Raw genomic sequence first — 25,521 nt, 5'->3', positions numbered from 1 at the left:
GCCTCCACTCGCGGTCCGGGGGTCTGGGGCTACCCGGCGCGCTACTCGATTGGGGGCCCGGCCTCTTCCCAGCCGGCGGCCGAGGGGGCCTCGCCCGGGGGGTAGCCCTCGCCGTAGCCGCCGCCATAGCGGTGGGTGCGCTGGGTGAACAGGCCCATCTGGCGGGCCATCGTCGCGCCCGTGCCCAGCACCAGCGCGAGCAGCACCGCGTAGGTCAGCGGACGGCTGGGTCGGGACAGCCACGCCCACCGGCGCTCGCGGCGACGCTGGAAGCCCGGGGCGACGACGTACTCGTTCCACGCCGCGTCCCGAGCGCGCTTCGCGTCCGCGCTGCGCCCGTCCTTCGCCAGGGCCCGGGCGAGCAGGTAGCGGCCCTCCACCGAGCCCAGCCGCGTCGCGCAGAAGCGCTCCAGCGCCTCGATGGCGCCCTTCACCTCGCCGCGCTTCAATCGGAAGCGGCCGCGCTCCAGGTCGATGGCGCCCTGGCGGTAGCCGGCGTCCAGCTTCGCCGCCTCGTCCAGGAGCAGCTCGCCGCGCTGCGCGTCGCCCGCGCCCAGGTATGCGACGCCGAGCAGGAACAGGGTGTCCACGTCCTCGTCGCCCGCCTCCAGGTTGGGCTTGAGGATGTCCACGGCCTCCTCATAGCGCTTCTGCTCCACGCGGATGTCCGCCAGTTCGTGGCGCGCGCGGCGCTCGTGGGGGTTGGTGAGGATGGTCCCCGCCAGGTACCCGGCGCGCTGGAAGCGCTTCATCATCCGCACGGGGCTGGGCAACAGCCGCCACGTGAAGCGGTCCGCCACGAAGATGAAGACGATGACCAGGCCCAGCGACAACAGCGGGCTGCCCGTCAGCAGCGTCAGGAACATCCACAACAGCCACTTGCTCATACGCTCCTCGAAATCCCTCGCGCGCGCCGGCTCGACTACAAGAGCCGCGCGCAGACGGCGCTGTGCACGTCCGCGCCCTTCTCCGTCAAGGCCAGTCGCCCGTTCGTGAGCGTCGCGAAGCCGTGCTCCACCAGCCGCGCCACCTCCGCCCGTCGGGGCTCCACCGGCTGGCCATATCGCTCACACACCGCCTCCCAGTCCACGCCCGACACCAGCCGCAGCCCCATCGCCAGCCGCTCCGCGAACAGCTCCTCGGCGCCCAGCGCCTCGCGGCTGTCCTCGGGCAGGCGCCCCGCCTCCACCTGGGCCAGGTACCTCTCCGGGCTGCGCAGGTTGGCGTAGCGCGAGGGCTCGGGGGACAGCAGCATCCCCGTGGCGCCCACGCCCAGCGCCAGGTACTCGCCGCCCGTCCAGTACAGCGCGTTGTGCCGGGAGCTGAAGCCCGCTCTGGCGTGGTTGGAGACCTCGTAGCGGGTGAGGCCCGCGGCGCCGTACACTTGGCGCACCGTGGCGGCCATCGTCACCACGTCGTCGTCCGAGGGCAGCTCCAGCTCGCCGCGCTTGAGCTGCTTGGACAAGGGCGTGTCCACCGCCAGCACCTCGCGCTCCACCGTCAGCGCGTACGTGGACAGGTGCTCGGGCTGGAGCGCCACCGCGCGGCGCGCGTCCTGCTCCACCTGGGCCACCGTCTGGCCGTGCACGCCGTAGATGAAGTCCATGGACACCACCGGGAAGCGCGCGCGCCGTGCCAGCTCCACCGCGCGCTCCACCTGCTCGGCGTCGTGCGCGCGGCCCAGCGCCTTGAGCGTCCGGGGCTCGAAGGACTGGACGCCCAGGGACAGCCGATTCACGCCCGCGGCCCGGTAGCCCTCGAAGCGCTCCGCGTCCGCGCGCTCCGGGTTGCCCTCCAGCGAGACCTCCGCGCCGGGCGACACCTTCAGCCTCGCGGCGATTCCGTCCAGCACGCGGGAGACGTAACGCGGATGCCACAGTGACGGAGTTCCACCGCCCAGGAAGATGGACTCCAGGGGCTTGTCGCGCAGCCCGGGCGAGACGGCGAGGCGCGCGTCGAGCTCCGCCAGCACCGCGTTCGCGTAGCGCTCCTCGGGCACCTGGCGCGCCACGGCCACGGCGAAGTCGCAGTACGGGCACTTCGCGAGGCAGTAGGGGAAGTGCAGGTACAGCCCGAAGCGGGCCGCCGGCATCCCCGTGAGCAGGTCCACTGGCGCGTCGAACGGCATGAGGAGCAAACCTCTACTTCCGGCCCTTCAATTGCGCTTCCAGTTTGGCGATCTTCGCCTTGTAGCCAGCCGCCGCCTCGAGGGCCGTCTCGGCCGCCACCAGCTTGCGCTTGAGGTTGGCCGCGTCCGCCTTGAGCCCCTCCCGCTCGGCCTCCCAGTCGGCGGGCGCACTCGACGCCACGGGCTGTGATGCCTGGGCCAGCTTCTCTTCCAGCGCCTCGCGGGCCTGCTGCTCGGCGCGCAGCTTCGCCTCCGCCGCAGACAGCGCCGCCTTCGCCTCCTCCAGCTTCTTCTCGGACGCGGCGCGCGTCGCGGCCGACTCCTGCGCCTTGCCCGCCTGCGAGGACTCCGCGCGAGCAAGCCTTGCCTCGGCCTCCTGGAGCTTCGAGGTCAGCTCCGCGCGCGTCGCTTCCACGGCCTCGAGCTTCGAGGCCAGCTCCAGCCGCGCCACCTCGACGTCCTTGAGCCGGGTCTCCGCCGCCTGGGCCGCCGCCTCCTCCTTCTGCTTGCCGGCCTGCGCGGTCTGCGCCGCCTGGCTCGCGCGGGCCGCGTCGGTCTTCGCCGTCTCCAGCGCGCCCTCCAGCATCTTCAGCCGCTGCTGGAGCCGCTCCGCCTTGTCCGCCTCGGCGCGCGCGGCCTCCAGTTCCTCGCGCAGCTCCGCCAGCTGGGCCTCGGCGCCGCCCTGCCCTTCCGCCAGCGCATCCGCGCGGGCTTCCACTTCCGCCGCGTGCACCTGCGCGTCGGAGCGCTCCGCCTCCGCGGCCTCGCGGCGCACGCGCTCCAGGGACACCTCCTCCTTCGCCTGCGCGAGCGCGCCCTGCACCCGGACGAGCTCCGCCTCGCGCTGCGCGGAGGCCGTCTCCAGCATCGTCACCCGCGCGGCCAGTCCCACGCGCTCGGCGTCCGTGGTGGCGGTCTTCATCTCCGCGGCGGCGAGCTGCTTCTTGAGATCGTCGCGCTCGGCGTGCGCGGCCTCCAGCGCCGCGGACACCTCGCCCACCTTCGCCTCGGCCTGCTGCGCCGCCTCGCCCAGCGCGGCCGCGTCCGCCTCCATGCGGTCACGCAGCGAGACCTGCTCGACCTCCAGCGCCTCCAGCGCCTCCTTCAGCGCCGCGGCCTCGCCCTCCGCCACCTGCGCCCGCTCGCCGGCCTGCGCGAGCCCCTCTTCCAGGGCCTGGGCGCGCTCGTTCGCGCGCGCGGCCTCGGTCTCCAGCCGCGCCGCGAGTCGGGCCACCTCGGCGGCGCGTTGCTCCAGCGCCTGCCGCAGCACGGGCAGCTCGGAGGCCTCCGTGGTGCGCGCGGTGAGCGCCGCGCGCAGGCCCACGATTTCGGCGTCCTTCAGGGCCAGCGCCTTCTCCAGCTCGGAGGTCTGCGCCTGCAGCGTGCGCAGCCCCTCCTCCACCACCGCGAGCTGGCGGCGCGCCTGGTCGCGCTCCTCCTCCAGCGTGCGCGAGCGGGTCTGCGCCTCCTCCAGCGAGCTCTTGGACCAGTCGCTCTCGCTCTCCACCGCGGAGAGCGCGCCCTGCGCCTCGGCGAGCGCGGCCTCCAGCTGGCCCACGCGCAGGCCCAGCGAGTCGCGCTCGGCCGTGGCCGTCTCCAGCTCGCCGCCCAGCCGCTCCACGTCGGAGAGCACCTGCTGGTACTGCTCCTGGACGGCCTCCAGCGCGCCCTGCGCCTCGGACTTCTCCGCCGCCAGCTCCGCGACGCGGTCCTGCGCCAGCGACAGCGCCTCCTTGGCGCCCACCAGCTCCTCGGCCACCGCGCCCCGCGACTCGCGCTCGTCGTGGAGCTCCGCCGTCAGCCGGGGGACCTCCGACTCCACCTCCGCGAGCGCCCGCGACAAGTCCTTGCGGTCCGCATCCACCGCGGACAGCTCCGCCTCCACCGCGGCGAGCTTCGCCTCGGCGTCCGCCGCGCGCTTCTCCGCGCTGGCCAGCGCCTCCGAGGTCTGCGCCAGCTTCGCCGGGGAGTCCTTCACCGCCCCCAGCTGCGCCTTGGCCTCCGCGGCCTCCTTGCGCGCCTGGGTGAGCGACTGCTTGAGCCCCGTCACCTCCCCGTCGCGCTCGGCGTACAGGGTGCGCGCCCGGGCCAGGGTCTCCGTCTTCTGCCGGACGACGGCCCGGAAGTACTCGAGCTTCTCCTCCGGAGAAGCCCCCATGGGCATCCGGGGCTCGGCGGCCTCCTTGAAGGGATCATCCCCGGGCACCCGCACCGCCCGCGAAACCGGGGCCGGGGTGGTGGCGACGGGGGCGGGGGTGGCCGCGGGGGCCTTGGCCGCGCCCGTGCCCGCCGACGACAAAGCCGGGGACGCCGCCGGACGGCGAGGGGGCAGAGGGGGCGGGGCAGCGGGCGGTGGCGCCGAAGGCGGGGGCTTGGGCTGGGGCCTGGGGAGGGCAGTGGCGGTGGGGGCGGGGGGGGCCGCTTGGACGCCAGTGTCCTCCAGGTCCAGGCTGTCGCGCAGGTCCGCGAGCGGATCCACCTCTTCCGGAGGTGACGGCATGGGCCCACGCAGGTTACCGCCCGGCGGCGCGGCCTACCAGGGACGCGTGACGGGAAGGGTCGGTTCGGGCGACCGGACGCGGGGAGGCCCCACGGACCCCTCGACGCCGGGGCGCCTGGGCGTTAGCCAGTGAGGGATAAATCTCACCTCGCCTTGCCCTCCTGGGGGGCGAGTGCCAGCTTCGGACCCTTCCATATGGCCATCCGCTACGCGCTGCCCAACGGGCTCACTGTCGTCTTCGAGGAACAGCACGCCGCCAAGGTCGCGGCCTTCCAGGTCTGGGTGAAGGTCGGCAGCGCCGACGAGCGCCCGGACCAGGCGGGCCTGGCCCACCTGCACGAGCACATGCTCTTCAAGGGCACGGAGCGGCGCGGCCCCGGCGAAATCGCGCGGGACGTGGAGGCCCACGGCGGGGAGATCAACGCCTGGACGTCCTACGACCAGACGGTCTACCACATCGTCATCGCCAGCCAGTTCGCCCGGACGGGCCTGGACATCCTCGGGGACGCGGTGCGCCGCTCCGCCTTCGACGCCGAGGAGCTCTCGCGCGAAATCGAGGTCGTCTGCGAGGAGATCAAACGCAGCCAGGACACCCCGTCCCGGCGCGCGTCGCGCGACTTGTTCTCCACGGCCTTCCAGCGCCACCCGTACCGGCTGCCGGTGCTGGGGACCGCGGAGAGCGTGCGCAGCTTCAGCCGCGAGAAGGTGCTGGAGTTCTACCACCGGTACTACACGCCGAAGAACATGGTGCTGTCCGTCTCCGGGGACCTGAGCGAGGCGGAGCTGCGCGGGTGGGTGGACGAGATCTTCGGCGGGGACTGGGGCCGGCCGTTCGAGGGGGAGGTGAAGCGCCCCGAGGAGCCCGCGCTCACGGGCCGCCGCGTGCTGCTGCGTCCGGACGAGGTGAAGGAGGCGTGGCTGCACCTGACGTTCCCGATTCCGGAGGCCGCGCACCCGGACACGCCCGCGCTGGACGTGCTGGCGATGATGGTGGGCCAGGGGGAGGCGTCCCGGCTGTCGCGCGAGGTGAAGCGCCGCCACAACCTGGTCAACGACATCCACGCCTTCGCGTACACGCCGCAGGACCCGGGGCTGTTCTCGGTGTCGATGACGCTGCAGCCCGGCCACTGCGAGCGCGCGCTGGAGGAGGCGGCGAAGACGCTGGCCACCATGCGCGTGACGCCGGTGACGGCGGACGAGCTGTCCACGGCGAAGGCGCTGCTGGAGGCGGAGGCCGTCTACCAGCGCGAGACGGTGCAGGGCGTGGCGCGGAAGATGGGCTACTTCCAGTCCGGCATGGGCAGCCTGGAGGCGGAGGCGCGCTACTACGAGGCCGTGCGCTCGCTGACGCCCGAGCACATCCAGAAGGCGGCGGAGAAGTACCTGCGGCTGGACAAGGCCATCGTCACGGCGCTGTTGCCGCACGGGACGGAGTTCACGGAGGCGCAGGTGAACGCGGTGCTGGACCGCGTGGAGAAGGGCCCCGTGGCCGCGCCGCCCGAGCGCAGGGCGAGCAAGGTGTCGGCGGGCGAGCCCTCGCTCAAGCTGGGCGCGAAGGCGAAGGGTCCCAGCGACATCATCCAGGAGACGCTGCCTTCGGGGGCGAAGGTGGTGGTGCGCGTGGAGCCGGCGGTGCCGCTGTTCGCGGTGCGCGCGGCGTTCATGGGCGGGTTGCGCTACGAGACGCCGGCGGACAACGGACTGACGACGCTCTTGGCGCGCAGCCTCACGCGGGGAACGCCGACGCGGGACGCGGAGGAGATTTCGCAGCTCGCGGACATCTACGCGGGCAGCATGGGGGGCTTGAGCGGACGCAACTCGGTGAACCTGCGCGGGGAGTTCCTCTCGCGGCACTTCGAGGCGGCGTTCCGGCTGTTCTCCGACAGCGTGTTGCACCCCTCGTTCCCCGAGGTGGAGGTGGCGCGGGAGCGCTCGCTGATGCTCCAGGACATCCTCACGCGGGAGGACAAGCCGTCGGGCCTGGCGTTCGACCTGTTCAACCGGACGCTGTTCCGGACGCACCCGTACCGGATGCCGACGCTGGGTGAGAAGGAGTCGGTGGAGGCGCTGGGGCCCGAGGCGCTCCGCGCGTACCACGAGAAGTACATGGACCCGTCGCAGCTGGTGCTGACGGTGGTGGGCGACGTGAAGGTGGACGAGGTGCTCGCGCTGGCGAACGAGTACTTCGGCAAGTCGCGGGGCAAGGCCGCGCCGGCGCCGCGCATCCTGGAGGAGGGGCCGCTGGAGGGTGCGCGCGAGGAGAAGCGCGTGCTGGCCAAGGCGCAGTCGCACCTGGTGATGGGCTTCCGGGGCATGCGCATCAACGACCCGGAGCGGCACGCGCTGGAGGCGCTGTCGGGGGTGTTGTCCGGCCAGGGCGGGCGGCTGTTCGTGGAGCTGCGCGACAAGCGGTCGATGGCGTACAGCGTGAGCAGCTTCGGCGTGGAGGGCATCGAGCCGGGCTACTTCGCGGCGTACATGGGGACGAGTCCGGAGAAGGTGGACGCGGCGCTGGAGGGCATCCGCGCGGAGCTTCGGCGCGTGCGTGACGAGCGGATTCCCGAGGCGGAGCTGGAGCGGGCGAAGCAGAACCTCATCGGCACGCATGAAATCGCGCTCCAGCGCAACGGCGCGCGCGCGGGGATGATGGCCATGGACACCCTGTACGGGCTGAACCTGGACAACTTCCTGCACTACGCGGAGCACATCGCCGCGGTGACGTCGGAGCAGGTGCGGGACGTGGCGCGCAAGGTCATCGACTTCGACAAGAGCGTGCTCGCCGTCGTCGGGCCGTGAGCTTGGGTTGGCGAGCGCCGGAGTTGGGGCGCTCGCCTTCTCGTTGCGGGGCTACTTCTGGCCACTGAGCGCGGTGAGGAGTGGGTTGTCTCGGTAGACGCGCCAGAAGTCGTCTCCGTACTTCTGACGGGCCTCTTCGGGAATCTCGAAGGGGTGCCAGGTGATGTCGCGGAAGCCCGCCTCGGCGAGGGTGGCTTCGTAGACCTGGGTGGACCAGCGGAAGTACTCGAAGGGCGCTGGGGGCTCGGTGAGGAAGAGGGCCTTGCAGAAGTGGCGCCCGTCCTCGAGCTGCTCGCTGAGGACCTCGACGCCGTAGGGTGCCCAGCTCGAGCGGGCCACGTCGAAGGTCGGGTCGATGGTCATCGCGATGAAGCGCCCACCGGGCTTGAGGTTGGCGTAGGCGCCGCGGCACATGTCGAGCAACTCCTGACGAGCGCCCGCGTAGTTCAGCAGGTAGACGGCTGTCACCAGGTCGAAGTCACCGAGTCGCGGGAGGGCTCGGGCGTCGAGCACGTGGTAGCGCAGTCCGCGGGGTTGGGTTTGTTCCTTGTCGCGCGCGAGCTGGACCATCTCCAGGGAGATGTCCACGCCCTCCACGCCGTCGGCGCCGAGTTCGTTGAGGAGCCGTGAGTAGTGGCCCGTGCCACAGGCGAGGTCCAACACACGCTTCCCGCGCAGGTCGCCGACCAGTCGCAGGAAGGTGTGTCGCTCTGGGATGGGCAGAGCGGCGGTGTTCTTGAACTGCTCGTACTTGGTCCCGATGCTGTCGTACTGCTCGGACATGCGTGCGCCCCCGGTGGAAGGGGACGATGCGAGCAGGGACTCTGGCGGGAGTCAAAGAATGTCAGACGTGGGGCAAGTCGAGGGCGTGGAGGGCGTGGAGCCATGACGAGCCTGAGTCCACAGGGAAAGGTCGATCGTCTCTTGCGTATCTTCGAGCGCACTGGAGGCGAGGGTCAGTGGACTCGCGCATTCGAGCGACTCCCAGACGCCTTACGCACGCGAATGTTGGAGCACGTCCCTATCGCCCAGGGCGAACGCCCACGCCCTCTCGAGCGCTGTGGGACGGCATCCTGTGGATTCTGAGGACCGGTGCGCAGTGGAGCAAGTTGCCGCAGGGGAAGTATCCGCCCTACAAGACGGTCCAGGGCTGGGTGAAAGACGGCACCTTCCACGATGTCCTTCGCGCTCTGGTTCTGGACCTCAAGGAGCGCGGAGGATTCGACTTGGAGGAGGGCTTCGTCGACGCGTTCTTCGCCTCGGCGAAAAAGGGGGGGCCCTGCGTCGGGAAGACAAAGCGGGGCAAGGGGACGAAGGTCATGGCAGTTGCAGACGGCGCTGGTCTTCCTCTCGCCATTGGCGCGGCAAGTGCTTCTCCCCACGAAACCCGGCTCCTCGAAGTCACGCTCGACGAGAGCCTCATCGACGAGCTTCCCGCGCGGCTCATCGACGACAAGGCCTATGACGCCGACAAGCCCCATTCTTGAGAGAGTTGCCCGAGCGGCAAAAGATGTGGAGAACGCGTCTGCCCTGGAGCAGGTAGCTTCTGCATTGTTCTCCACCGACGGCAGGCACCGCCGATTTGCGCAGCGAAACCGGACCCGTGTGTAGCTCAACGCTTTACGCGGCGAAGCGGCGATTGCCGTAGCGCAAGCGCTCAGCGCGAACCGGGACACGGCCCGGTGGTATCTCGAAGAGGGCTAGCAGCTTTCCTTGGCGGGGGATCCAGCTATCGCCCCAGCATTCGAAGGATCGTAAGCCAGATCGCGGAGAACAGGTTTCAGGAGATGGTTAGGCCTCGCTTGGCCTCATCGATGAGGCGTCGAGTGGTCGCCTGCATCGAGTTCTCGGCGCGCGACCGCAGCCAGCGGTAGAGCAGGTCGGGCACGGGCGTCTGCTCCCGCCGCAGGATGAGCAGGCGGTCCTGCACGCGCCGAAGCTCGTCAACAGCGACATGGCCCCCGGCCGAAAGCCCGCGAGTCCAGGCTGCAGAAATGTCCCCGAGGAGGCGCTCCTGCTCGAGCTGGGCCTTGCCGTGTCCCCTGAAAGTCTTGATCACGTGCTGAAGCAGGGGCAGCAGCGGTACGGCGAAGGAAACGAGGAAGTCCGCGAGGCTGCGGTCGGTCAGGAACGCCACGCATAAAGCGCCGATTACCAAGGCCAGCCCTAGCGCCGCGAGCAGGGTCCGATAGCGGGTTCGGGCTTGGCGATCCCATGATACCGAAGAGCGCTGGCAGACGAGGACCGCCAGCGACTGCGGGAGCTCGCTGACATCCGCGTACCAGCCCCGGAGGCTCGGGTCTCCCGCGCCGTCAGCGCCATGTTCAACGACGAACTCGGGCGGGGGGCGCTCTCCGAGCGCGCCGTTCCACGGTAGGCTGAACACGCGGGTGTCGAAGTCCTCCTGGATGAGGGCCGCCAGCTGCCGGCACTGTTCCTCAACTCCGTCCAGGAACATCATTTCGACTAGTGCCCAGACGAGCGCGGCCAGGGCAAGCGCGGCGGATGACTTCGGCCAGTACGCCCCCAGGAGTGGGGCAGCCACGGCTAGCGCGCCGGCGACGAAGGCGACCGTGCCGCGGACGCTCTTGGCGCGCGAGTAGAGATAGCGCTGGGCGGCGAGACGCTCCAAGTTGTCCGCGGCGTCCTGGCGCTGATTGATGTCGTTGCTCACGCTCATGGACGGGGCGCTACCGCCTCGCGGGGAACTCACCGTTGAAGACGATGTTCCACTGCCGGAACGCCTCGTCGAGGTGGCCGAGGTAGTCAGCCATGAGGGCCGTCCTGACGTGGGTGATGGCGTAGTCGAGGTCGTTGAGCAAGTTCTTCCCCTGGTTCTCGGTGGAGACAATGGGGATCAGGCCGGAGATCCCGAGCGGGTCGCTCAGCGCCAGCCCCTCGTCGCTTCGAAGAAGCTGAAACGCGTCCCTCAGGCAGAGCGCGTAGCTCGCCATCCCGATACAGGTTCCCTCTGACGCGAGGCGCATCTCGATTTGGAACGACAGGCCGGGGATGCTGGGGAAGCGCGCGTACTTCCACGCCTTGAGCAGCCGGATGGTACTCGAGAGCATGCCTCCCGCCTCTTCGTCGGCATCCTTGAGGTACTTACCGTGGGCCTGTGGCGAGGTGTTGAGCCAGCGGCCCGCGCCGTCCGGGATGGCGAACACCGGGTGACCGCTACGAGGCGCGGGACCAACGTAGAAGCCGGGCACGACGTCGACGGCCCCCTCGCCGCCCTGGAATTTCACCACGACCGCAGGCCCGTCCACCCGCACCTCCGTCTGCGGGAAGCGCGCCTGGAGGACATCACGCACCCGGCAGAGAGTCGTGGCCGAGCGCACGACACTTCCGCCGTAGGTGACATCCTGTCGGCCGAGCACGGCCAGGTAGTCGACGTCGGAGAAGTAGCGGATGGCCGAGTCGCGGGTGTGGCTGCCCATCACCTCGAGCCGCTGGAAGCCCGAGAACGCGTCGCCCAGTGCCTGCTCGATGCTGCGCTTGTGGGACCGGAGTGCGTTCACCTCGCCCGTGTTCGGCTCGAGGCGGGTGAGCAGCTCAGCGAACGCGTCCCTCACAGTCCTCGGCATCCAGTCCCCCTGAAAAAACGGGTCTGCGCAGCAGCAAACCACAGATCACGGATCGGCTCTACCAGTCGTCTCTGACTAGAGCCAGTCCGGCCACAATAAACTACGCCGACAATTAACTCCTGAGCCCCACTTCCAGCACCACGGGGTAGCCACCAGAGTCCGTGCGAAAGCGTCGCCCGAGGACGCGCGAGTGGCCACGGGCCTGAAGAATGCTGCGCAGGCGATTCCATGCTGCGACGTCCTTCGGCGCGAGGTCTGCGCTGGTGGCCGGGGCCAAGCGCGTAGCGACCGCAGCGACGACGCGCACTTGGCCACGGACCACCAGTCCTTCGCTGCCGCGTCGGCGCCCCGAGGCGCGTCGCTCGTGGTAGCGGCAGCTCCCAAACAGGTGCTCCAAGTCGTTGTCCGTGCGGGACAGTTTAGACACGTCGTAGCGTTGAAAAAGGTCCGCCCAGTAACGGTGCGTCTCAAGGAGAAAATGCGCTAGGACCGCCCGATGGCGCAAGCAGGTGCGCCGCAGGAAACGTGTCAGCGCGCTGACGAGCCTAGAGGTGATCTCAGAATTGCCTCAAGAGCATGAGGATGCACCCGAGGTCGAGGAAGCCGAGGAAGTTCTCCACCTTCACCTCGTAGCGCGTCACGAGACGACGGAAGTTCTGGAGCCAGGCGAGGAGTCGCTCCACCTTCCATCGTCGTCGGTACCGGCGAAGCTCACGCCTATGCTGCGTCTTCGTCTTGCGTCCGCGGCGGTGCGGGGCAATCAGCTTCACTCCGCGCTCGTGCCACAGTCGCTCATCGAGCTTGTCGGCGTCATAGGCCTTGTCGCCGATGAGCCGCTCGGGAAGCTCGTCGATGAGGCTCTCGTCGAGCGTGACTTCGAGGAGCCGGGTTTCGTGGGGAGAGGCGCTTGCCACGCTAATGGCGAGAGGAAGACCAGCGCCGTCTGCAGTTGCCATGACCTTCGTCCCCTTGCCCCGCTTCGTCTTCCCGCCGCAGGGCGCCCCTTTTCGCCGAGGCGAAGAACGCGTCGACGAAGCCCTCCTCCAAGTCGAATCCTCCGCGCTCCTTGAGGTCCAGAACCAGAGCGCGAAGGACGGCGCGGAAGGTGCCGTCCTTCACCCAGCCCTGGAACCAGCGGTGGACTGTCTTGTAGGTCGGATACTTCCCCTGTGGCAGTTCGCTCCACTGCGCGCCGGTCCGCAGAATCCACAGGATGCCGTCCCACAGCGCTCGAGAGGGCGTGGGCGTTCGCCCAGGCCGGCCCTCCCGCTTCGGCTTCCGCGCGGGAAGCAGCGGCTCAATTAGGCTCCACTGTTCATTCGGCAGGTCCACCGGTCAGCTTCCAGCATGGCCATCCGCTCCATGTCGATCAGCGGCCCTCCCTGCGCCCTCATTCCTGCACGATTCTGAGACCGCCTCTAGACAGGTTTGAGCTTCACACCGGTGGCTTTCATCTGCGTCAGAGCACGCTGGAGGTCCTCGGAGACAATGAGGGCGATGGACCAGCCCCAGGTGCGGAACACCTTCGCCTCCCCCACCTTCGCGGGGTCGATGCGCATGCCATAGACATCGCGGTACTGCCCCAGCTTCTCGGGTCGACGTTCCTCCTCAGTCCAGTAGAGCACCTCTTCCGTCGCCCCATCATCGATGCAACGGATGAGCTTCGTCGCCACTAGGATGAAGTACGCATCCGGACGCCCCTCGATATCCACGGGGACGAGTTGCACATCGTCAGGAGCGAGTTCCTGGAAGAGGTTGGCCACGGTGACGTGGACCACTGGGGTGCTGAAACCCGCCAGGGAGAAATCGAGCGCCTTGCCCGGCACTTCGATGGGAACGGAGAGTCGTCCGCGCACCGCCACCGGATGCCCCTCTCTGAACATCCAGGGGTCCTCCAGCTCAAGCCCTCCAGACTCGCGGGGATAACCCAGGTCCCATCGGCCCGGCACCGAGACATCGTCGGTCAATTGGAAGTAACGCTTCACCATCGCGCAGCCTTGGTCTCACTCGCTTCGCATCAGCAACCTGTACAAGCCCGAGCCAGGAGTGGCCCCCCTCGCAAGCCGCCTGAGTTCTGCAACTAGGACCTCACAACACTCCAACACGGTCCGACAGCCCTCGCACCTGACCATTTAAAGAACCTACGGCAAGAGGTGCCCGCCCTCTTGTCCGTTGACATGTAGCATCGTGTTCGAGGTGTGGCACACGGCTCGACCCACGACTGCGCAGCTATGCGCCACCAGTCGCAGCGGGCGCGTTTTCACTGGCACCAGCCGCAGCGGGCGCGTTTTCACTGGCACCAGCCGCAGCGGGCGCGTTTTCACTGGCACCAGCCGCAGCGGGCGCGTTTTCACTGGCACCAGCCGCAGCGAGCGCGTTTTCACTGGCACCAGCCTTGAGACGCACCAGCCACGCAATGCCAGACGAAGGAAACACCCACCCATGATATACCAGATCACAGAGACCAGGCTTATCCGACAATGAGCAACTCTCACTGGCCACACCCAGAGGATACATATCCCCCACGAGCCGACTCGAGTCGTACTGAAGTGTATACCTAAGACCGTACGTAGGATGCGGCATAGACCACGCCTGAAGCTCCCCAAGACTAAACGAAATCCTAGTCTCAATAGAGACAGATATCTTTCGAAGATTCCTTTTGGACACATCTGAAATATCCAGTGCATAAATCTTTTTCCCAGGCTCAACAACAACCTGGAGCGGAGGCATTGTCCCCTGGTTTACCAAGCCACCTTCTCGATGTATGCCCTCAGCAGCACCAGCACCCGGCAAGACGTCGACACAGATCACAATCCAGGGCACATCCTGTCCATCAACATCGTAAAGAGTATACTCAATTCGTTCAGGCAGCCTTCCATCGCACGCATACAATTCGTACTTAAGATGCTCATGCAACTCCGCCTTGACATCAGACTTCACGGTGACTGCAACAACCGAAAAAACGTTTCGCCGAAACGGCGATCTCAGCAGAGAGTTTCGCTTCTGACATACATGCCGATAAAGACTATCCTCGGGTTCCACCATGCCAGCGCCAAACACCTGAGCCGCAATTGCAGTCTCCAGCATATCGAGCTGCTGAGCATTCAGCTTCTTGAGATAATCATGCGTAACAACAATACTCGCCACAGCATCCTGGAAATACTCTTTCCAGGGCCGCATGGTCAGCAACACAGAGAAGACTCCACCTGTCGCCACTCCAATGCCCACATTGACAAACAACTGCACCACAATCGTAAGCCACAGGGAGCGGCGCTCCGTTGCCGCATCAGGATAAAGACCATCCACAAACAGACCAACAAAGATTAAAACTAACCCGCCGAGAACAAACTGCACAGTGTACGTCTTTGGAAGCAATTCCGAATCCCGTTGAGCCATAGGGCACCTTTCAACGCGGCTACGAAAAGAGCAATCGTCCGAAAGGACACAGCATGTCCCACACGCAGAGCCACACACCAGAGCCCCATCAAATAATGCACCGCATCACCAATGCGACGCCGGGGCATACTTGACCCGCCAAGTACTGACAACCCTCAATCCTACTTACCACGCACCGAATCCTGTCCGGCGTGGCGAGCGCACATCCACCTGACCTCTATGGATAGCACAGTCGATGACTTGCTTAAACGCTCTATCAAGCCTCATGCGCCGAGAAGCCAGCGAGCATCTCACAAGGAGCTTATGAGAGGCCGTTCACCACGAGCCAATACTACCTCCCCCAGCCTCGGACTCATGCGAGTCCAATTCCACCTACGCAGTGTTGCCCTGCTCGATGGAAAAGCGTGTGAGCAGAGGCCCGTTCCCTATCTCCAAACGGACGAGGCGCGTTGTCCCGCAGCCCGTCGCGGCCAGCGCAAGCAACAGCTCAACAATCCCGAGCGCTCTCATGCACGCCCTCCCACTCCGGACTCGTTCCCCGAAGACTGGGTTCCGGGGATATCAGAGGGAGTGGGAGGGTGAGGAGAAGGGACTCCTCCGCGAGCAGTCAGAGTTCCGTGCCAGGGAGCACGGGTGACGGCGGCGGGGGTTCCTCCTCCGGCACTTCACGGATGCCCATCGACAGCGCCGAGTCGAGGGCGTCGAGCAGCGCTCCCGTGGGCGCCCCAGGCAGCGTGTTGCACGCCCGGACGAGCTCGCGCGTCCTGCGCAGCTTCTCCGGCTGCTGCTTCGCCTCGACCGCGAGCGCCTCCAAGTCCACCGGCGCCGACAGCAACACAGCACACGTGCGGAACAATTCCATCCGCGCGCGGTCGTCCTCCTCCAACAACACCAGCGACCCATCCAGCTTCAGCCCCTTGAAGCTCGACGTCCGCACCTCCTCCGCATCCAGCACCAACACGCCATTCTCCGTGGAACGCGGCGCGGGTGGCTCACCCTTGCCTCCAGTCAGCTCCACCACCCCATCCGCCGGCTCGGGATGACAGGGCACCTCGCGCAGCGCCACCATCTCATCCGCCTTGCGCGTCTCCTGCGTCTCCCCTCCCCTGTGGAGCTGGATGAGCCCCGCGACCAGCGCCGGCACGCCCACCGACAACAACACCACGCCCCACGTCGTCGCCACCTTGCGACTCGAAGGCCCATAGTGCCCATCACGGTCGATGCCATCCCGGTCCGGCGTGTTCGAGAACAACGTCCGCCCGAGCACCAGGAAGCCACCGATGCCCGTGAGCACTCCACCTGAGCTCACCGCCCCCGCCGCCCCTGGTGACGAGTGCGTGCTGATGAGGTTCTCCGTGTACTCAACGTGCTGCTCCGTCCGGCAGACGTCCGCCGTGGAGAACCGCAGCGAGAGCCGGGGCCAGTCCACCGCCGCGCTCGCGAAGGGCATCCGCTCCCCGAGCTGCGACTCCTGGACATACGTGCGCAGCACAGGCCCCCGCTCGGTGCGCCGCTCCACGTCCAGCGGCGTGCACCCCACCGCCAACATCAACACCGACGCCACCCACCGCTTCATGGCTGCTCCCCCCGGAAGTACGCCGCCACGTCCGGGCACTCCACCAGGAAGCGCGTCGTGTCCTCGCAGCTCGGCGACTTCTCCGTCGTCGTCCCCACCCGGATGAGCGGCTCCCGGCAGTCCAGCACCCGCTCCCGCGCGGGCGTCACGAAGGCGAAGTCCTCCGAGCCACACCCCGTCCGCTCCAGCAGGGTCTTCTCACAGGAGGTGTCCAGGTCGAGCTGCTCGGCGACTCCGGGGCAGGCCGACGTCTGGCAGAGGCGGGTCACCACATCCCGACAGACCGCCGCGTCGGGTGCTTCCGGGCCGGAGCAGGCACACAGCCAGGCCAGGGGCCACAAGATGAACAGGTATCTCACGGCGCTCCCACGCTACGCACGGCGCGGTAAAAGGGCCCGCATGTCCCAGACCTATCTGTCACTCACCGTGGAGTTGCCCGAGGAAGCGTCCGAGGCCGTACAGGACCTCCTCCACGAGTCCGGTGCGCTCGGCCTCGAGGTACGAGACCGCGAAACCCCCACCATGCCCGGCGTGAAGCCCCCCAACGCGGGCGAGTCCATCGTCATCGGCTACTTCGAGGACCGCCCCACCGCCGAGTCCGCTCGCGACAGCGTCGCCGAGTCCTTCCCCGACGCTCGCCTCGGCCTGGACGAGCAGCCCCAGCAGGACTGGAGCAACGAGTGGAAGTCCCTCATCAAGTCCGTCCACGTCGGCCGCCTCTGGGTGGGCCCGCCCTGGGACGTGGCCAACGCCCCCGCGGACGCGGTTCGCCTGGTCATCGAGCCCAAGATGGCCTTCGGCACCGGTGACCACCCCACGACGTCCCTGTGCCTCGCCGCCGTGGACGCGTACATGACCGACCACCCGGGCGCGAGCGTCCTGGATGTCGGCACCGGCACCGGCGTGCTCGCCATCGCCGCGAAGAAGCTCGGCGCGGGCCGCGTGGTCGCCACCGACAACGACCCCACCTCCGTGGAGCTCGCCCAGGAGAACCTCACCGACAACGGCACCCCGGACATCGACGTGTCGGGCAAGGAGCTGACCGCCGTCGAGGGCACCTTCGACCTCGTGCTGGCCAACATCCTCGCCAACACGCTCATCGAGCTGGCCCCGCTCATCGCGCCCAAGGCCAAGGACCGGCTGGTCCTCGCGGGTGTGCTCTCCCACCAGCGCGCCGACGTCGAGGCCGCCTACCGCAACCTCGGCTTCACCGTGCTCCCCGGCGCCACCCAGGGCGAGTGGGTGCGCATCGACTTGAAGCGCTGATGAGGCCCGACGCTCCGGGGGCTCGCACGAGGACAGCGTCCTCTCGAGCCCTCGGGCCTCGCGTCAATGCGCCTCGTTGCTCGGCGGAGCGCGAACGAGCTTGAGGTCCTTGTCCAGCTCGACCACCGCGGAGCCGAGCCCGCCGCTCTGCATCCGCGAGTAGCGCACGTCATCGATGGTGACGCGCCAGCCCTGCGCCGTCTCGCGAACCTGATACGTGGGCAGTCGCAGCCAGTTCGACAGTCCGCGCAAGTGCGGCGCCGCGAGCGCGGCCTGGATGACCGGGCCGGGATTCGGCTCGCGCGGCAGCGTCGGACCGTTGATGCGCAGGTGCGCCTCTCCGCCCTTCAGGAAGTCCGCCGTCACGAAGTGGTAGCGGTCCTTCCCCACCGCGATGAGGTCTCGCACGAAGGGGTTCGCCGGCACCGGCCCCGCGATGACGCGCTCCACCGACTGCCCCTGCCCCTCCAGCCACACCTTCGCGCGAGGCGCCGCCACCTGTGAGCCCAACAGGATGGCCCCCAGGTACAACACCAACCCCACCCCACACACCGTCGCCACGCGCTGCGTGGACACCACCTGCGTCCCCTTCAATCGCAGCCACACAATCGCCGCCACGCCCACCACCCACAGCACCTTCGCGGGCCACGGCACGAAGTCGGGCACCGTCACGAGCGCCGTGCTCGCGATGCCCAATACCATCCACCCTGCCGCGGACTTGCGCGTGCGCGCATCCGCCATGATGACCGCCGCCCCCGCGAGCAACCACACCCACGGGTCGACGATGAACAGCGTGTCCCCGTAGAACCACGCCCCGTCGAACGGCATCAACAACCGCACGCCATACGTGTTGAGCCAGTCCAACGCGGGATGACTCAACACCGACAGCGTCGACAACAACAACAGCGGCCCCGCGCGCGCAGGCTCCAGTTCCGGATGGCGACGCCTGCGCACGAAGCGGTCCCACGCCAGCATCAACCCCGTGAGCACGAACGGCCAGATGGCCAGCATCAACACGCCGTGCGTCCACCCGCGTCGCCAGTACAGCGAGGCATCCGAGCCCGCGAACGTCACCACCGCGTCCACATCCGGGAGGTTGGCGCCGATGACGAGCGTCGCGGTGGCCAAGGGCGTGTAGCGCTTGAGCCCCGCCTCCGCCATCCAGGCCCCGACGAGTGAGTGCGCGAGGTTGTCCATTCCCCCCGAGGCTACTTCACCCCACGCGGACCTCGACACCTCGCGTCAGCCGAATTCCTCCAGCACGGCGGACACCGGCGGATTAACACTCGCCCCGCGCACCCCTTCTTGTGGAGCACTCCATGTCCCTGTCGATGTACGAGGCCACCATCCCCGTCTTCATCCGCGCCCTCGAGGTGCTCTCCACCCTCGTCACGCAGGGCGAGAAGTACGCCCAGGAGAACGGCCTCGACCCGAAGCAGGTGCTCGAGGCGCGCCTCGCGTCGGACATGTTCAACCTGGTGCAGCAGGTCCAGCGCGCCAGCGACACCTCGAAGGCCACCGCCGAGCGGCTCAGCGGAGAACCCGCCCCGCGCATGCCCGACACCGAGAGCACCTTCGACGAGCTGCGCCAGCGCATCGCCAAGACCATCACGTATCTCAAGTCCGTCCCCGCCAAGAGCTTCGCGGGCAGCGAGAACCGCACCGTCACGCTCACCACCGGCACCCTCAAGCGCGACTTCAAGGGCGACGAGTACCTGACCACCTTCGGCCTGCCCAACTTCTACTTCCACATCACCACCGCCTACGGAATCCTCCGCCACCTGGGCGTGCCCATCGGCAAGAAGGACTTCCTCGGCCCCCTGTGAGCCCAGGCTGAACGCCTCTTGGGCCCGACGCGCCGGACAGGCTAGCGTCCCCGGCGCGTGGAGCCTCCTGCCTCCCAGTCCCTCCCGAGACCTCCCACGGAGGTCCGCTCGCAGCTCGTGGGTCCGCTGCTCGCGTACCTGCGCGCCACGGGCCTGGACCCCACGCCCCTGGCGGAGCGCTTCGGCCTGCCGCTCGACGCGGGCTCGCTCCCCGAGGTCAGCCTCCCGCTGACCACCCTGCACGCCTTCCTCGACGCCGCCGAGCTGCTCTCCCAGGACGCCTTCCTTGGCCTGCACGTCGCCCAGCGCGTGCCTCGCGGCAACTACGGCCTCGTCGAGTACATCGCCCGGGCCTCGCCCACGCTGCGCGACACCTTCCGCGCGCTCGCTCGCTACATGGCCCTGCTGGAGCCCGCCTGGAGCGCGTCCTTCACCGACGACGCGGACGGCGGCGGCACCTTCGCCTACGGCATCGAGGGCGCCCCGCTCGCATACGGACGCCACGCCAGTGAGTACGGGCTCGCGCTCTTCACCCACGTCGGCCGGCAGCTCACCGAGCGCCCGTGGTCGCCTCGCGCCATCGCCTTCGCGCACCCCGCCCCTCCGGACATCGCGCCGCTGGTGGACCACTTCGGCGTCGCGCCCACGTTCAACCGCGGCCGCAACGCGCTCACGCTGGACGCGGCCACGTTGGACCTGCGCGTGCTCGGCGCGGACCCCGCCCTGCTCTCCGTGCTGGAGCGCGCCGCGAGCGCCGCCGTGCCCTCGCCCGCACTGGATGCGCCCGGCTTCGTCCAGGCCGTGCGCGACACCATCCGCGCGTCCCTGCGCGAGGGCGCACCCCAGGCCGCCGACGTGGCCAAGGGACTCCACCTGAGCCTGCGCACCCTGCAGCGCCGCCTCACCGAGCACGGCACGTCCTTCCAGGACGAGGTCGACACGGTGCGCCGTGAGCTGGCCTACCAGTACCTGCGCGACGCGAACCTGGGCGTCAGCCAGGTCGCCTTCCTCCTGGGCTACTCCGAGCTGAGCACCTTCGACCGCGCCTTCAAGCGGTGGACGGGGATGACGCCGCGCGTCTGGCGCGAGGGCGCGGAGCGGGGCTGAGACACCGGGCGTGCGGGCCAGCCGACCCGTGGCGTCCCGTGCCAGGAGATTGGCGTGAGCCGCCAGGGACACGCGCCGGGGGACTCTCCTAGTTTGGGAGGTCCCCTGCTCCACCGTCCGGAGGACGCCATGCTCAAGGCCCCCATCGCCGTGCTCTTCGACGAGTACTACTCGTCGCACCAGCACCCCACCAACCGGCTGACCCACAAGGTCGCCATTCCGGTCATCGTCCTGCACATCATCGCGATGCTGGACTGGGTGAGGCTGGCGACGGTGCCCGCGCTGCCGGGCGGCGTGCTGACGCTGGGCATGGTGGCCTGGGCGCTCGCCGCGGTCTGGTACCTGCGCGCGGACGTGAAGCTGGGGCTCGTCGTGGTGGCCTTCATGGCCGCCTGCTTCCCCCTGGGCCGGCTGATGCCCACCTGGAGCGTGCTGGCCATCGCAGCGTTCGGCTGGCTCATCCAACTGGCGGGCCACGCCGTGTGGGAGAAGAAGTCCCCGTCCTTCCTCACCAACCTGGTGCACGCGCTGGTGGGCCCGCTGTTCTTCGTCGCCGTGCTCTTCGGCGACTACGTCATCAAGCCCCAGCCCCAGGGCGCCACGCCGGCGCGCGCCTGACGTATCCTCCGGACTCCCATGAGCTTCGCCGACAAGCTGCGCACCTGGATGCCCCTGCACGAGAACGGCCTCAGCCGCGCCGTGCACTTCTTGGGCGCTTACATGTTCATCTTCGCCCTGCTCGTCCCGCTGGGCCTCGTGCGCTTCTCGGTGGGAGGCTTCTCGCTGTCCGCCGCCCACGTACTGGTGGCCCTGGTGGCGCTGTACGCCATCAGCCTGGAGTGGACGGCGGGCCTGCTGATGAGCCTGCCGCTCTTCCCCACGCTGAGCGCCGCGCTGGCCGTGGGCCACCTGCCCGGCCCCACCGTGGCCATCGTCGCCGTGTCCGTGATGGTGGTGCGCTTCGCGCTCGTGGTGGGCGCGCACGTCGTCCTCGAGAAGAAGACCCATGGCCTGTCCCTGGGCGGGCCGCAGCTGTTCTTCATCGAGCCGGTGTACCTCATCACCCTGCTGCTGTTCGGCATGGGCCTCAAGCGCGACCTGCACGCGCGTGTCATGTCCGGTGGGTCCCGCCCCGCGCCGCTGACGGTGTGAGGCCCGCGCGCCTGGGGGCCTTCCTCCCTCAGGTGCCGCTGGCGATGCGCACGGGAGCGGGCGACTCGACGTCCGCGTCGAGCGCGTGGCCCTGGAGCGCGTGGACCACCACCGCTTCCCGGCGCCCCCTCACGTGGGCCTCGCCCAGGCGCAGGCCGACGAAGTCGCCGCCGCCGCGCGTCCACGTGCTCTCGCTCACCAGGATGTCCACGCCGTGCACCTTGGTGAGCCCCTCGACCCGCGAGGCCAGGTTCACCGCGTCGCCGATGACGGTGTACTCGTGCTGCTCGGCGCCCCCGAGCATGCCCGCGGCCACCACGCCCGTGTGAAGCCCGATGCCGATGCGCAACGGCGGCAGTCCCCGGCGCAGGCGCAGCACGTTGAGCTCGGCCAGCTTCTCGCGCATGGCCAGGGCCGCGCGCATCGCCTGCTCCGCGTGGTCGTCGCTCGAGTCCGGTACGCCCCAGCACGCGAGCATCCCGTCCCCGAGGAACTTGTTCACGATGCCCCCGTGCGCCATCACGATGTGCGTCATCCGCCCGAAGTACTCGTCGAGCAGCTCCAGCACCTCGCGCGGCTGCAGCGTCTCGCTCAGCATGGTGAAGTCGCGGATGTCGCTGAAGAGGATGGTCACCTCGCGCTGCACCGGCCGCAGCGACGTGTCCCCCGACGCCATCACCCGCTCCACCACCGGCTTGGGCAGGAAGCGCGACAGGCCGTCGCGGCGCCGCAGCCGCAGGAACATGCTGCCCACCTCCGCGTTCGTCATCGCGATGAGCAGCCCCAGCGTCACGTAGCAGAAGACGACGAAGCTGGTGCTGGACCACGTGCCGTGCCCGGACACGCCCGCGACGAAGGCATACCCCATGGACGACAGCGCCGTGGACAACAGCACGTGCAGCCACGAGAAGCGCGCCACGGAGAACACCAGCACCATGCCCATGCTCGCGCCCAGCATGCCCGCGTCGAACTGGCCCGTGCGCGCCCAGGCATGCCACCCCATGAAGGCGAAGAAGCTGGTGTCCGCCACCGTGGTGGGCACGGGCAACCACCGTGCGTGCCTCAAGTGCGGCCGCTGGCGCAGCAGCACCACCAACGCGAGCACGGAGAACAGCGCATACAGGACGATGGCCAGCACGCGCTGGAGGTCATGCGGCGGCAGGGACTCGCCGGTGACGTGCGCGATGCCACCCTGGCTCACCGACAGGAGCGCCATCAGCGCCAGCCGCACCCACGCCACGCGCCGCTCGCCTCGCAGCGAGCTCTCCGCCAGCACCAGCTCCTCGTTGGCGCGGCTCAGCGCGAAGCGGGCCACGGCGGAGTCCTGTCCCGGCGAGAAGCCCTCGTCGTCCCGGCCCATGATGGCGAGCTCCCCTTCCTTCCCTTCCCGGGGCGGAGCCAGGACCTCCGCCTGGCCCGTCATCGTCACGTCCGCGCGTCCACCACGCCCCGTGCGCGAAAAGGTCCAGGGGAACCTGCCACGGGGCACCGACATGCTCATGGTGCCTCAAGTCGCGAAGGCCAGCGAGCCCTGGCGTCGGGCCGGCGCTTGCTGTTGAAGTCCCCGCCCCGACACGCCCCCACCCCGTCGCCGCTGGAGAAGCCCACGTGGTCCGCCTCTTCGTCCCCATCGCCGAGCCCGCCCCCGACACGCTCGTGCTCACCGGCGAGCGCCGCCACTACGTCGTCCACGTCCTGCGCCTGGGCGAGAACGACACGCTGGAGGTCTTCGACGGCAAGGGCCGCGCGTTCGAGGCGAAGGTCACCGGCGTGGACGCGCAGGAGGTGCGCGTGAGCCTGGGAGCGTCGCGACAGGCGCCGCCCCGCCGCGCGGTGAGCGTGGTGCAGGGCCTGCCCAAGGGCGACAAGCTGGAGTGGGTGCTGCAGAAGGGGACGGAGCTGGGCGCGGCCGCCTTCCTCCCCGTGGACACGCTGCGCAGCGTGGTGAAGCTCGAGCCCAAGCGCGCGCAGGAGCGCACCCAGCGGTGGACGAAAATCGTGGAGGAGGCCGCGCGCCAGTGTCGTCGTGACGACGTTCCCGGCGTCGAGGTGCCGCGCTCATTGGGTGACGCCGTCGGCGCGCTCGCGCGGGGCACGGTGGTGCTGGTGTTGGACGAGGAGGAGTCCGCGGTGCCGCTGGGCGAGGCGTTCCGGGCCGCGGGCGCCGGCACGCCCATCGCCCTCGTGGTGGGGCCCGAGGGCGGGCTCGCCCGTGAGGAGGTGCAGGCGCTGAAGGCCCAGGGCGCCCGCCCCGTCACGTTGGGTGCGCGCATCCTCCGTACGGAGACGGCCGCGCTCGCCGCCCTGGCGGTGATGATGCACCTCGACGGAGAGCTTGGTTAGCGAGGGGCCAGTCGAGCGCCCGTTCCACACGGGTTCCCACCTTCTCTGGGCCATTCCTACGTTTGGACCATCTGGGACCTTCCGGGTCCCCACAGACAGGAGAAGGGTTCATGGGGATCATCGCATTCATCATCATCGGCCTCATCGCGGGCCTCATCGCTCGCGCCATCCTCCCCGGCAAGCAGAGCATGGGCCTGTTGGCGACGACGCTGCTGGGCATGGTCGGCTCGCTGCTGGGCGGATTGATCGGATCCCTCTTCACGCGGGACGGACGGCTCTTCGACTTGCGACCCTCGGGTCTCATCATGTCGGTGCTGGGTGCCATCGTCGTGCTGCTCATCGTCGGAGCGGTGGGACGGCGCCGTGTCCACGCCTAGCGTGAGGCGCTCCACACCGGCTGTCCCCCAGGGGACAGGTGGACGCCTGTCGTTGACGAGCCCCTGACGGTTCCTCGACCGAGGGACCTCGGGGGCTCGCCACTTTTCTTGCTCCTTCGGTGCGGACGTCTTTTCATGGCGACGCGTCTCATCCCGGAGGAGAGTCCGTTGTCCAAGTGCATGAAGTGCGGAGCCCTGTTGCCGCCCGTCGGAGAGTGCCCCGCCTGCGCCAAGGCCGCCGCCCAGACCACCCTGCCGGGTCTGCCGAGCTTCCTCGACCGGGACCTGCAGATCGACCGCCGCTCCGGCGTGCGTGACGACGGCCCCGCCTTCGCCGAGCGCAGCCCCGCTCCCCCGGCCCCGCCGTCCGTGGCGCCGCTCGCGGGCCCGCTTCCACCGCCCGCCGCGCCCCGCGCCGCCGCGCCCCAGAATCCGCCCGGGGTCGCCCGCCCCACCCCGCCGGGCATGACGCCCTCGCACCGGCCCGCGCCTCGCGCCGCGACGCCTCCGCCGGCCGCCCAGCCATCCTGGGCCCAGGGGGGCGGCTTCCCCATGGACGTGCCGCCCGTGCCCTCCACGGCCCAGACGCCCATGTCCGCCATGACGCCCGCCTACGGCACCCCGCCGGTGCCGCCGCGTGTGCAGCCCCTGGTGGCGCCCGCCCCTGGCCTCCCCCGCGTGGAGACTCCGGCGCCCGCCGCGAGCCTGGCGGACACGGAGCCCGGCTCGCCCATGCCGTCGGGCCTGCCCTGGTCCGCTCCGGAGCCCGTGGCCCCGGTGTCCTCGGGCCTGCCCGTGATGGCGGCCCTGGAGACGCCGGCGCCTTCCGCGTCCAGCCTTCCGGCGGTGGAGTCCGCGCCCGCTCCGGTGTCCACGGGTCTGCCCGTGATGGCCAGCGCCGCGCCTCGGGCGGAGAAGCCGAAGTCCGTGCGCACCGCCGCGGTGCAGCCGGGGGTCGCCGAGGTCCACGCGCGCCCCGCGTCGCTGTGGCGCCGGCTGCTGTCCTTCAGCATCGACGCGGCGGCCATCGGTGGCGTGGCGGCGCTGTACATCACCCTGGCCTCGTCGGTGACGGGGATGAAGGCGCCCGAGGCGGGCCTGTCCGGCCTGGACGGGTTCGTCGCGTGGCTGCGGGCGCTGCACACGGTGCTGCTGCCCGGGTTTTTCCTGGTGCTGGTGTTGGCGCTCGTGTACTGCGCGGTGGCGGCCTTCCTCTGGAACGGACGCACGTTGGGCCGACTGCTGCTGGGCCTCAGGCTGGTGGACACCCACGGCCTGGCGCCGGCGCCGGGAAGGGCCATCGTCCGCGCGATGCTCGCCAGCCTCTCCTTCGTCCTGTTCCTGGGCGGATTCTGGATGGCGCTCTTTGATCGCCGTGGACAGACGCTCCATGACAAGCTGACGTCCACCTTCGTCGTTCAACCGAGCTGAACCACCGCTTCATTGTGCCTTGCGGCCGCGGCCGTA

Annotated in this window: 23 protein-coding genes; 10 read left to right on the top strand and 13 right to left on the bottom strand. The window is 69.1% G+C overall.

Features of this window, described 5'->3' with window-relative positions:
- Positions 1 to 41 precede the first annotated feature (41 nt).
- From AC6JA9_RS06620 to AC6JA9_RS06610, 3 genes are read right to left on the bottom strand one after another with little or no spacing between them, the layout of a single operon-like run.
- Positions 42 to 887, bottom strand: a complete 846-nt coding sequence (locus tag AC6JA9_RS06620; protein WP_223746218.1) for a tetratricopeptide repeat protein — start codon at positions 885 to 887, stop codon at positions 42 to 44.
- 35 nt (positions 888 to 922) lie between these two features.
- Entirely contained in the window at positions 923 to 2,128 is a 1,206-nt protein-coding gene (gene hemW / locus AC6JA9_RS06615; protein ID WP_223746217.1) for a radical SAM family heme chaperone HemW, read from the bottom strand.
- A 13-nt stretch (positions 2,129 to 2,141) separates the two neighbouring features.
- Positions 2,142 to 4,628: a coiled-coil domain-containing protein gene (locus tag AC6JA9_RS06610; RefSeq protein WP_483577092.1), complete on the bottom strand. Its 2,487-nt coding sequence runs from the start codon at positions 4,626 to 4,628 to the stop codon at positions 2,142 to 2,144.
- Between the two features lie 195 nt (positions 4,629 to 4,823).
- Between AC6JA9_RS06610 and AC6JA9_RS06605 the strand changes: the two genes are divergently transcribed.
- On the top strand, positions 4,824 to 7,424 hold the full coding sequence (locus tag AC6JA9_RS06605) for a M16 family metallopeptidase (RefSeq protein WP_223783409.1): 2,601 nt from the start codon (positions 4,824 to 4,826) through the stop codon (positions 7,422 to 7,424).
- Between the two features lie 51 nt (positions 7,425 to 7,475).
- Here the strand turns inward: AC6JA9_RS06605 and AC6JA9_RS06600 are convergent, their stop codons facing one another.
- Positions 7,476 to 8,207: a class I SAM-dependent methyltransferase gene (locus AC6JA9_RS06600; RefSeq protein ID WP_497959285.1), complete on the bottom strand. Its 732-nt coding sequence runs from the start codon at positions 8,205 to 8,207 to the stop codon at positions 7,476 to 7,478.
- A gap of 26 nt (positions 8,208 to 8,233) precedes the next feature.
- Here AC6JA9_RS06600 and AC6JA9_RS06595 point away from each other — a divergent pair, with 26 nt between their 5' ends.
- Entirely contained in the window at positions 8,234 to 8,911 is a 678-nt protein-coding gene (locus AC6JA9_RS06595; protein WP_497959284.1) for a transposase, read from the top strand.
- A 293-nt stretch (positions 8,912 to 9,204) separates the two neighbouring features.
- On the opposite strand, the gene AC6JA9_RS06590 is transcribed toward AC6JA9_RS06595, so the two are convergent.
- From AC6JA9_RS06590 to AC6JA9_RS06560, 7 genes are all read right to left on the bottom strand, one after another.
- The gene (locus tag AC6JA9_RS06590; RefSeq protein WP_497959283.1) at positions 9,205 to 10,104 is read right to left on the bottom strand and encodes an S-4TM family putative pore-forming effector; all 900 of its coding nucleotides are present in this window, start codon (positions 10,102 to 10,104) and stop codon (positions 9,205 to 9,207) included.
- 10 nt (positions 10,105 to 10,114) lie between these two features.
- The gene (locus tag AC6JA9_RS06585; protein ID WP_497959282.1) at positions 10,115 to 10,999 is read right to left on the bottom strand and encodes an SMODS domain-containing nucleotidyltransferase; all 885 of its coding nucleotides are present in this window, start codon (positions 10,997 to 10,999) and stop codon (positions 10,115 to 10,117) included.
- A 569-nt stretch (positions 11,000 to 11,568) separates the two neighbouring features.
- Positions 11,569 to 12,343 (bottom strand): IS5 family transposase gene (locus AC6JA9_RS06580; RefSeq protein WP_497959281.1). Its coding sequence is split into 2 segments (ribosomal slippage): positions 11,569 to 12,028 and positions 12,027 to 12,343, totalling 777 coding nucleotides; the frame shifts between segments, so codons are not numbered across the junction.
- An 86-nt stretch (positions 12,344 to 12,429) separates the two neighbouring features.
- A complete protein-coding gene (locus tag AC6JA9_RS06575) occupies positions 12,430 to 12,999 on the bottom strand; it encodes an imm11 family protein (protein WP_497959279.1) in 570 nt (189 codons plus the stop codon).
- A gap of 241 nt (positions 13,000 to 13,240) precedes the next feature.
- A complete protein-coding gene (locus AC6JA9_RS06570) occupies positions 13,241 to 14,407 on the bottom strand; it encodes a hypothetical protein (protein WP_497959278.1) in 1,167 nt (388 codons plus the stop codon).
- Positions 14,408 to 15,014: 607 nt separating this feature from the next.
- On the bottom strand, positions 15,015 to 15,983 hold the full coding sequence (locus tag AC6JA9_RS06565; RefSeq protein WP_497959277.1) for a hypothetical protein: 969 nt from the start codon (positions 15,981 to 15,983) through the stop codon (positions 15,015 to 15,017).
- A complete protein-coding gene (locus AC6JA9_RS06560) occupies positions 15,980 to 16,342 on the bottom strand; it encodes a hypothetical protein (protein WP_497959275.1) in 363 nt (120 codons plus the stop codon). Before AC6JA9_RS06560 ends, AC6JA9_RS06565 begins: the two co-directional genes overlap by 4 nt.
- Positions 16,343 to 16,382: 40 nt before the next feature.
- On the opposite strand from AC6JA9_RS06560, the gene AC6JA9_RS06555 reads away from it, so the two are divergent.
- On the top strand, positions 16,383 to 17,249 hold the full coding sequence (locus AC6JA9_RS06555; protein ID WP_141331451.1) for a 50S ribosomal protein L11 methyltransferase: 867 nt from the start codon (positions 16,383 to 16,385) through the stop codon (positions 17,247 to 17,249).
- Between the two features lie 63 nt (positions 17,250 to 17,312).
- Here the strand turns inward: AC6JA9_RS06555 and AC6JA9_RS06550 are convergent, their stop codons facing one another.
- Positions 17,313 to 18,446, bottom strand: coding sequence for a metal-dependent hydrolase (locus tag AC6JA9_RS06550; RefSeq protein WP_497959273.1), 1,134 nt, complete (start codon positions 18,444 to 18,446; stop codon positions 17,313 to 17,315).
- A gap of 122 nt (positions 18,447 to 18,568) precedes the next feature.
- Between AC6JA9_RS06550 and AC6JA9_RS06545 the strand changes: the two genes are divergently transcribed.
- The 4 genes from AC6JA9_RS06545 to AC6JA9_RS06530 all read left to right on the top strand — a co-directional run bounded on the left by AC6JA9_RS06545 (position 18,569) and on the right by AC6JA9_RS06530 (position 21,334).
- Complete coding sequence (locus AC6JA9_RS06545; RefSeq protein WP_408888013.1) at positions 18,569 to 19,075, top strand: DUF1993 domain-containing protein; 507 nt, start codon at positions 18,569 to 18,571, stop codon at positions 19,073 to 19,075.
- Between the two features lie 117 nt (positions 19,076 to 19,192).
- Positions 19,193 to 20,182: an AraC family transcriptional regulator gene (locus AC6JA9_RS06540; RefSeq protein WP_497959272.1), complete on the top strand. Its 990-nt coding sequence runs from the start codon at positions 19,193 to 19,195 to the stop codon at positions 20,180 to 20,182.
- Between the two features lie 129 nt (positions 20,183 to 20,311).
- Complete coding sequence (locus AC6JA9_RS06535; protein WP_255665767.1) at positions 20,312 to 20,800, top strand: Mpo1 family 2-hydroxy fatty acid dioxygenase; 489 nt, start codon at positions 20,312 to 20,314, stop codon at positions 20,798 to 20,800.
- An 18-nt stretch (positions 20,801 to 20,818) separates the two neighbouring features.
- Positions 20,819 to 21,334 carry a DUF962 domain-containing protein gene (locus AC6JA9_RS06530; protein ID WP_223783419.1) on the top strand — a complete coding sequence of 172 codons (516 nt, stop codon included), beginning with the start codon at positions 20,819 to 20,821 and terminating at the stop codon, positions 21,332 to 21,334.
- A gap of 28 nt (positions 21,335 to 21,362) precedes the next feature.
- Here AC6JA9_RS06530 and AC6JA9_RS06525 read toward each other — a convergent pair whose 3' ends face one another.
- Complete coding sequence (locus tag AC6JA9_RS06525) at positions 21,363 to 22,835, bottom strand: adenylate/guanylate cyclase domain-containing protein (protein WP_483577088.1); 1,473 nt, start codon at positions 22,833 to 22,835, stop codon at positions 21,363 to 21,365.
- A 107-nt stretch (positions 22,836 to 22,942) separates the two neighbouring features.
- Here AC6JA9_RS06525 and AC6JA9_RS06520 point away from each other — a divergent pair, with 107 nt between their 5' ends.
- The 3 genes from AC6JA9_RS06520 (at position 22,943) to AC6JA9_RS06510 (ending at position 25,485) form a co-directional block, all read left to right on the top strand.
- Entirely contained in the window at positions 22,943 to 23,677 is a 735-nt protein-coding gene (locus tag AC6JA9_RS06520; protein ID WP_223746203.1) for a 16S rRNA (uracil(1498)-N(3))-methyltransferase, read from the top strand.
- A gap of 110 nt (positions 23,678 to 23,787) precedes the next feature.
- Positions 23,788 to 24,054: a GlsB/YeaQ/YmgE family stress response membrane protein gene (locus tag AC6JA9_RS06515; RefSeq protein WP_223746202.1), complete on the top strand. Its 267-nt coding sequence runs from the start codon at positions 23,788 to 23,790 to the stop codon at positions 24,052 to 24,054.
- A 135-nt stretch (positions 24,055 to 24,189) separates the two neighbouring features.
- A complete protein-coding gene (locus tag AC6JA9_RS06510; RefSeq protein ID WP_223746201.1) occupies positions 24,190 to 25,485 on the top strand; it encodes an RDD family protein in 1,296 nt (431 codons plus the stop codon).
- Positions 25,486 to 25,521 lie beyond the last annotated feature (36 nt).

This window comes from Myxococcus sp. MH1 (genome assembly GCF_059738865.1).
Note: the sequence above shows the minus strand (reverse complement) of the source record. Positions and strands in the feature narration are given on the sequence as shown.

What these genes read in the sequence shown, in the direction of transcription:
- AC6JA9_RS06565 (WP_497959277.1), bottom strand. Translation starts at nt 15,983, where the DNA reads ATGAAGCGGTGGGTGGCGTCGGTGTTGATGTTGGCGGTGGGGTGCACG.
- AC6JA9_RS06525 (WP_483577088.1), bottom strand. Translation starts at nt 22,835, where the DNA reads ATGAGCATGTCGGTGCCCCGTGGCAGGTTCCCCTGGACCTTTTCGCGC.
- AC6JA9_RS06595 (WP_497959284.1), top strand. Translation starts at nt 8,234, where the DNA reads ATGCGAGCAGGGACTCTGGCGGGAGTCAAAGAATGTCAGACGTGGGGC.
- AC6JA9_RS06600 (WP_497959285.1), bottom strand. Translation starts at nt 8,207, where the DNA reads ATGTCCGAGCAGTACGACAGCATCGGGACCAAGTACGAGCAGTTCAAG.
- AC6JA9_RS06530 (WP_223783419.1), top strand. Translation starts at nt 20,819, where the DNA reads ATGAGCTTCGCCGACAAGCTGCGCACCTGGATGCCCCTGCACGAGAAC.
- AC6JA9_RS06605 (WP_223783409.1), top strand. Translation starts at nt 4,824, where the DNA reads ATGGCCATCCGCTACGCGCTGCCCAACGGGCTCACTGTCGTCTTCGAG.
- AC6JA9_RS06515 (WP_223746202.1), top strand. Translation starts at nt 23,788, where the DNA reads ATGGGGATCATCGCATTCATCATCATCGGCCTCATCGCGGGCCTCATC.
- AC6JA9_RS06570 (WP_497959278.1), bottom strand. Translation starts at nt 14,407, where the DNA reads ATGGCTCAACGGGATTCGGAATTGCTTCCAAAGACGTACACTGTGCAG.
- AC6JA9_RS06535 (WP_255665767.1), top strand. Translation starts at nt 20,312, where the DNA reads ATGCTCAAGGCCCCCATCGCCGTGCTCTTCGACGAGTACTACTCGTCG.
- AC6JA9_RS06510 (WP_223746201.1), top strand. Translation starts at nt 24,190, where the DNA reads ATGGCGACGCGTCTCATCCCGGAGGAGAGTCCGTTGTCCAAGTGCATG.
- AC6JA9_RS06575 (WP_497959279.1), bottom strand. Translation starts at nt 12,999, where the DNA reads ATGGTGAAGCGTTACTTCCAATTGACCGACGATGTCTCGGTGCCGGGC.
- AC6JA9_RS06555 (WP_141331451.1), top strand. Translation starts at nt 16,383, where the DNA reads ATGTCCCAGACCTATCTGTCACTCACCGTGGAGTTGCCCGAGGAAGCG.
- AC6JA9_RS06610 (WP_483577092.1), bottom strand. Translation starts at nt 4,628, where the DNA reads ATGCCGTCACCTCCGGAAGAGGTGGATCCGCTCGCGGACCTGCGCGAC.
- hemW (WP_223746217.1), bottom strand. Translation starts at nt 2,128, where the DNA reads ATGCCGTTCGACGCGCCAGTGGACCTGCTCACGGGGATGCCGGCGGCC.
- AC6JA9_RS06545 (WP_408888013.1), top strand. Translation starts at nt 18,569, where the DNA reads ATGTCCCTGTCGATGTACGAGGCCACCATCCCCGTCTTCATCCGCGCC.
- AC6JA9_RS06620 (WP_223746218.1), bottom strand. Translation starts at nt 887, where the DNA reads ATGAGCAAGTGGCTGTTGTGGATGTTCCTGACGCTGCTGACGGGCAGC.
- AC6JA9_RS06550 (WP_497959273.1), bottom strand. Translation starts at nt 18,446, where the DNA reads ATGGACAACCTCGCGCACTCACTCGTCGGGGCCTGGATGGCGGAGGCG.
- AC6JA9_RS06590 (WP_497959283.1), bottom strand. Translation starts at nt 10,104, where the DNA reads ATGAGCGTGAGCAACGACATCAATCAGCGCCAGGACGCCGCGGACAAC.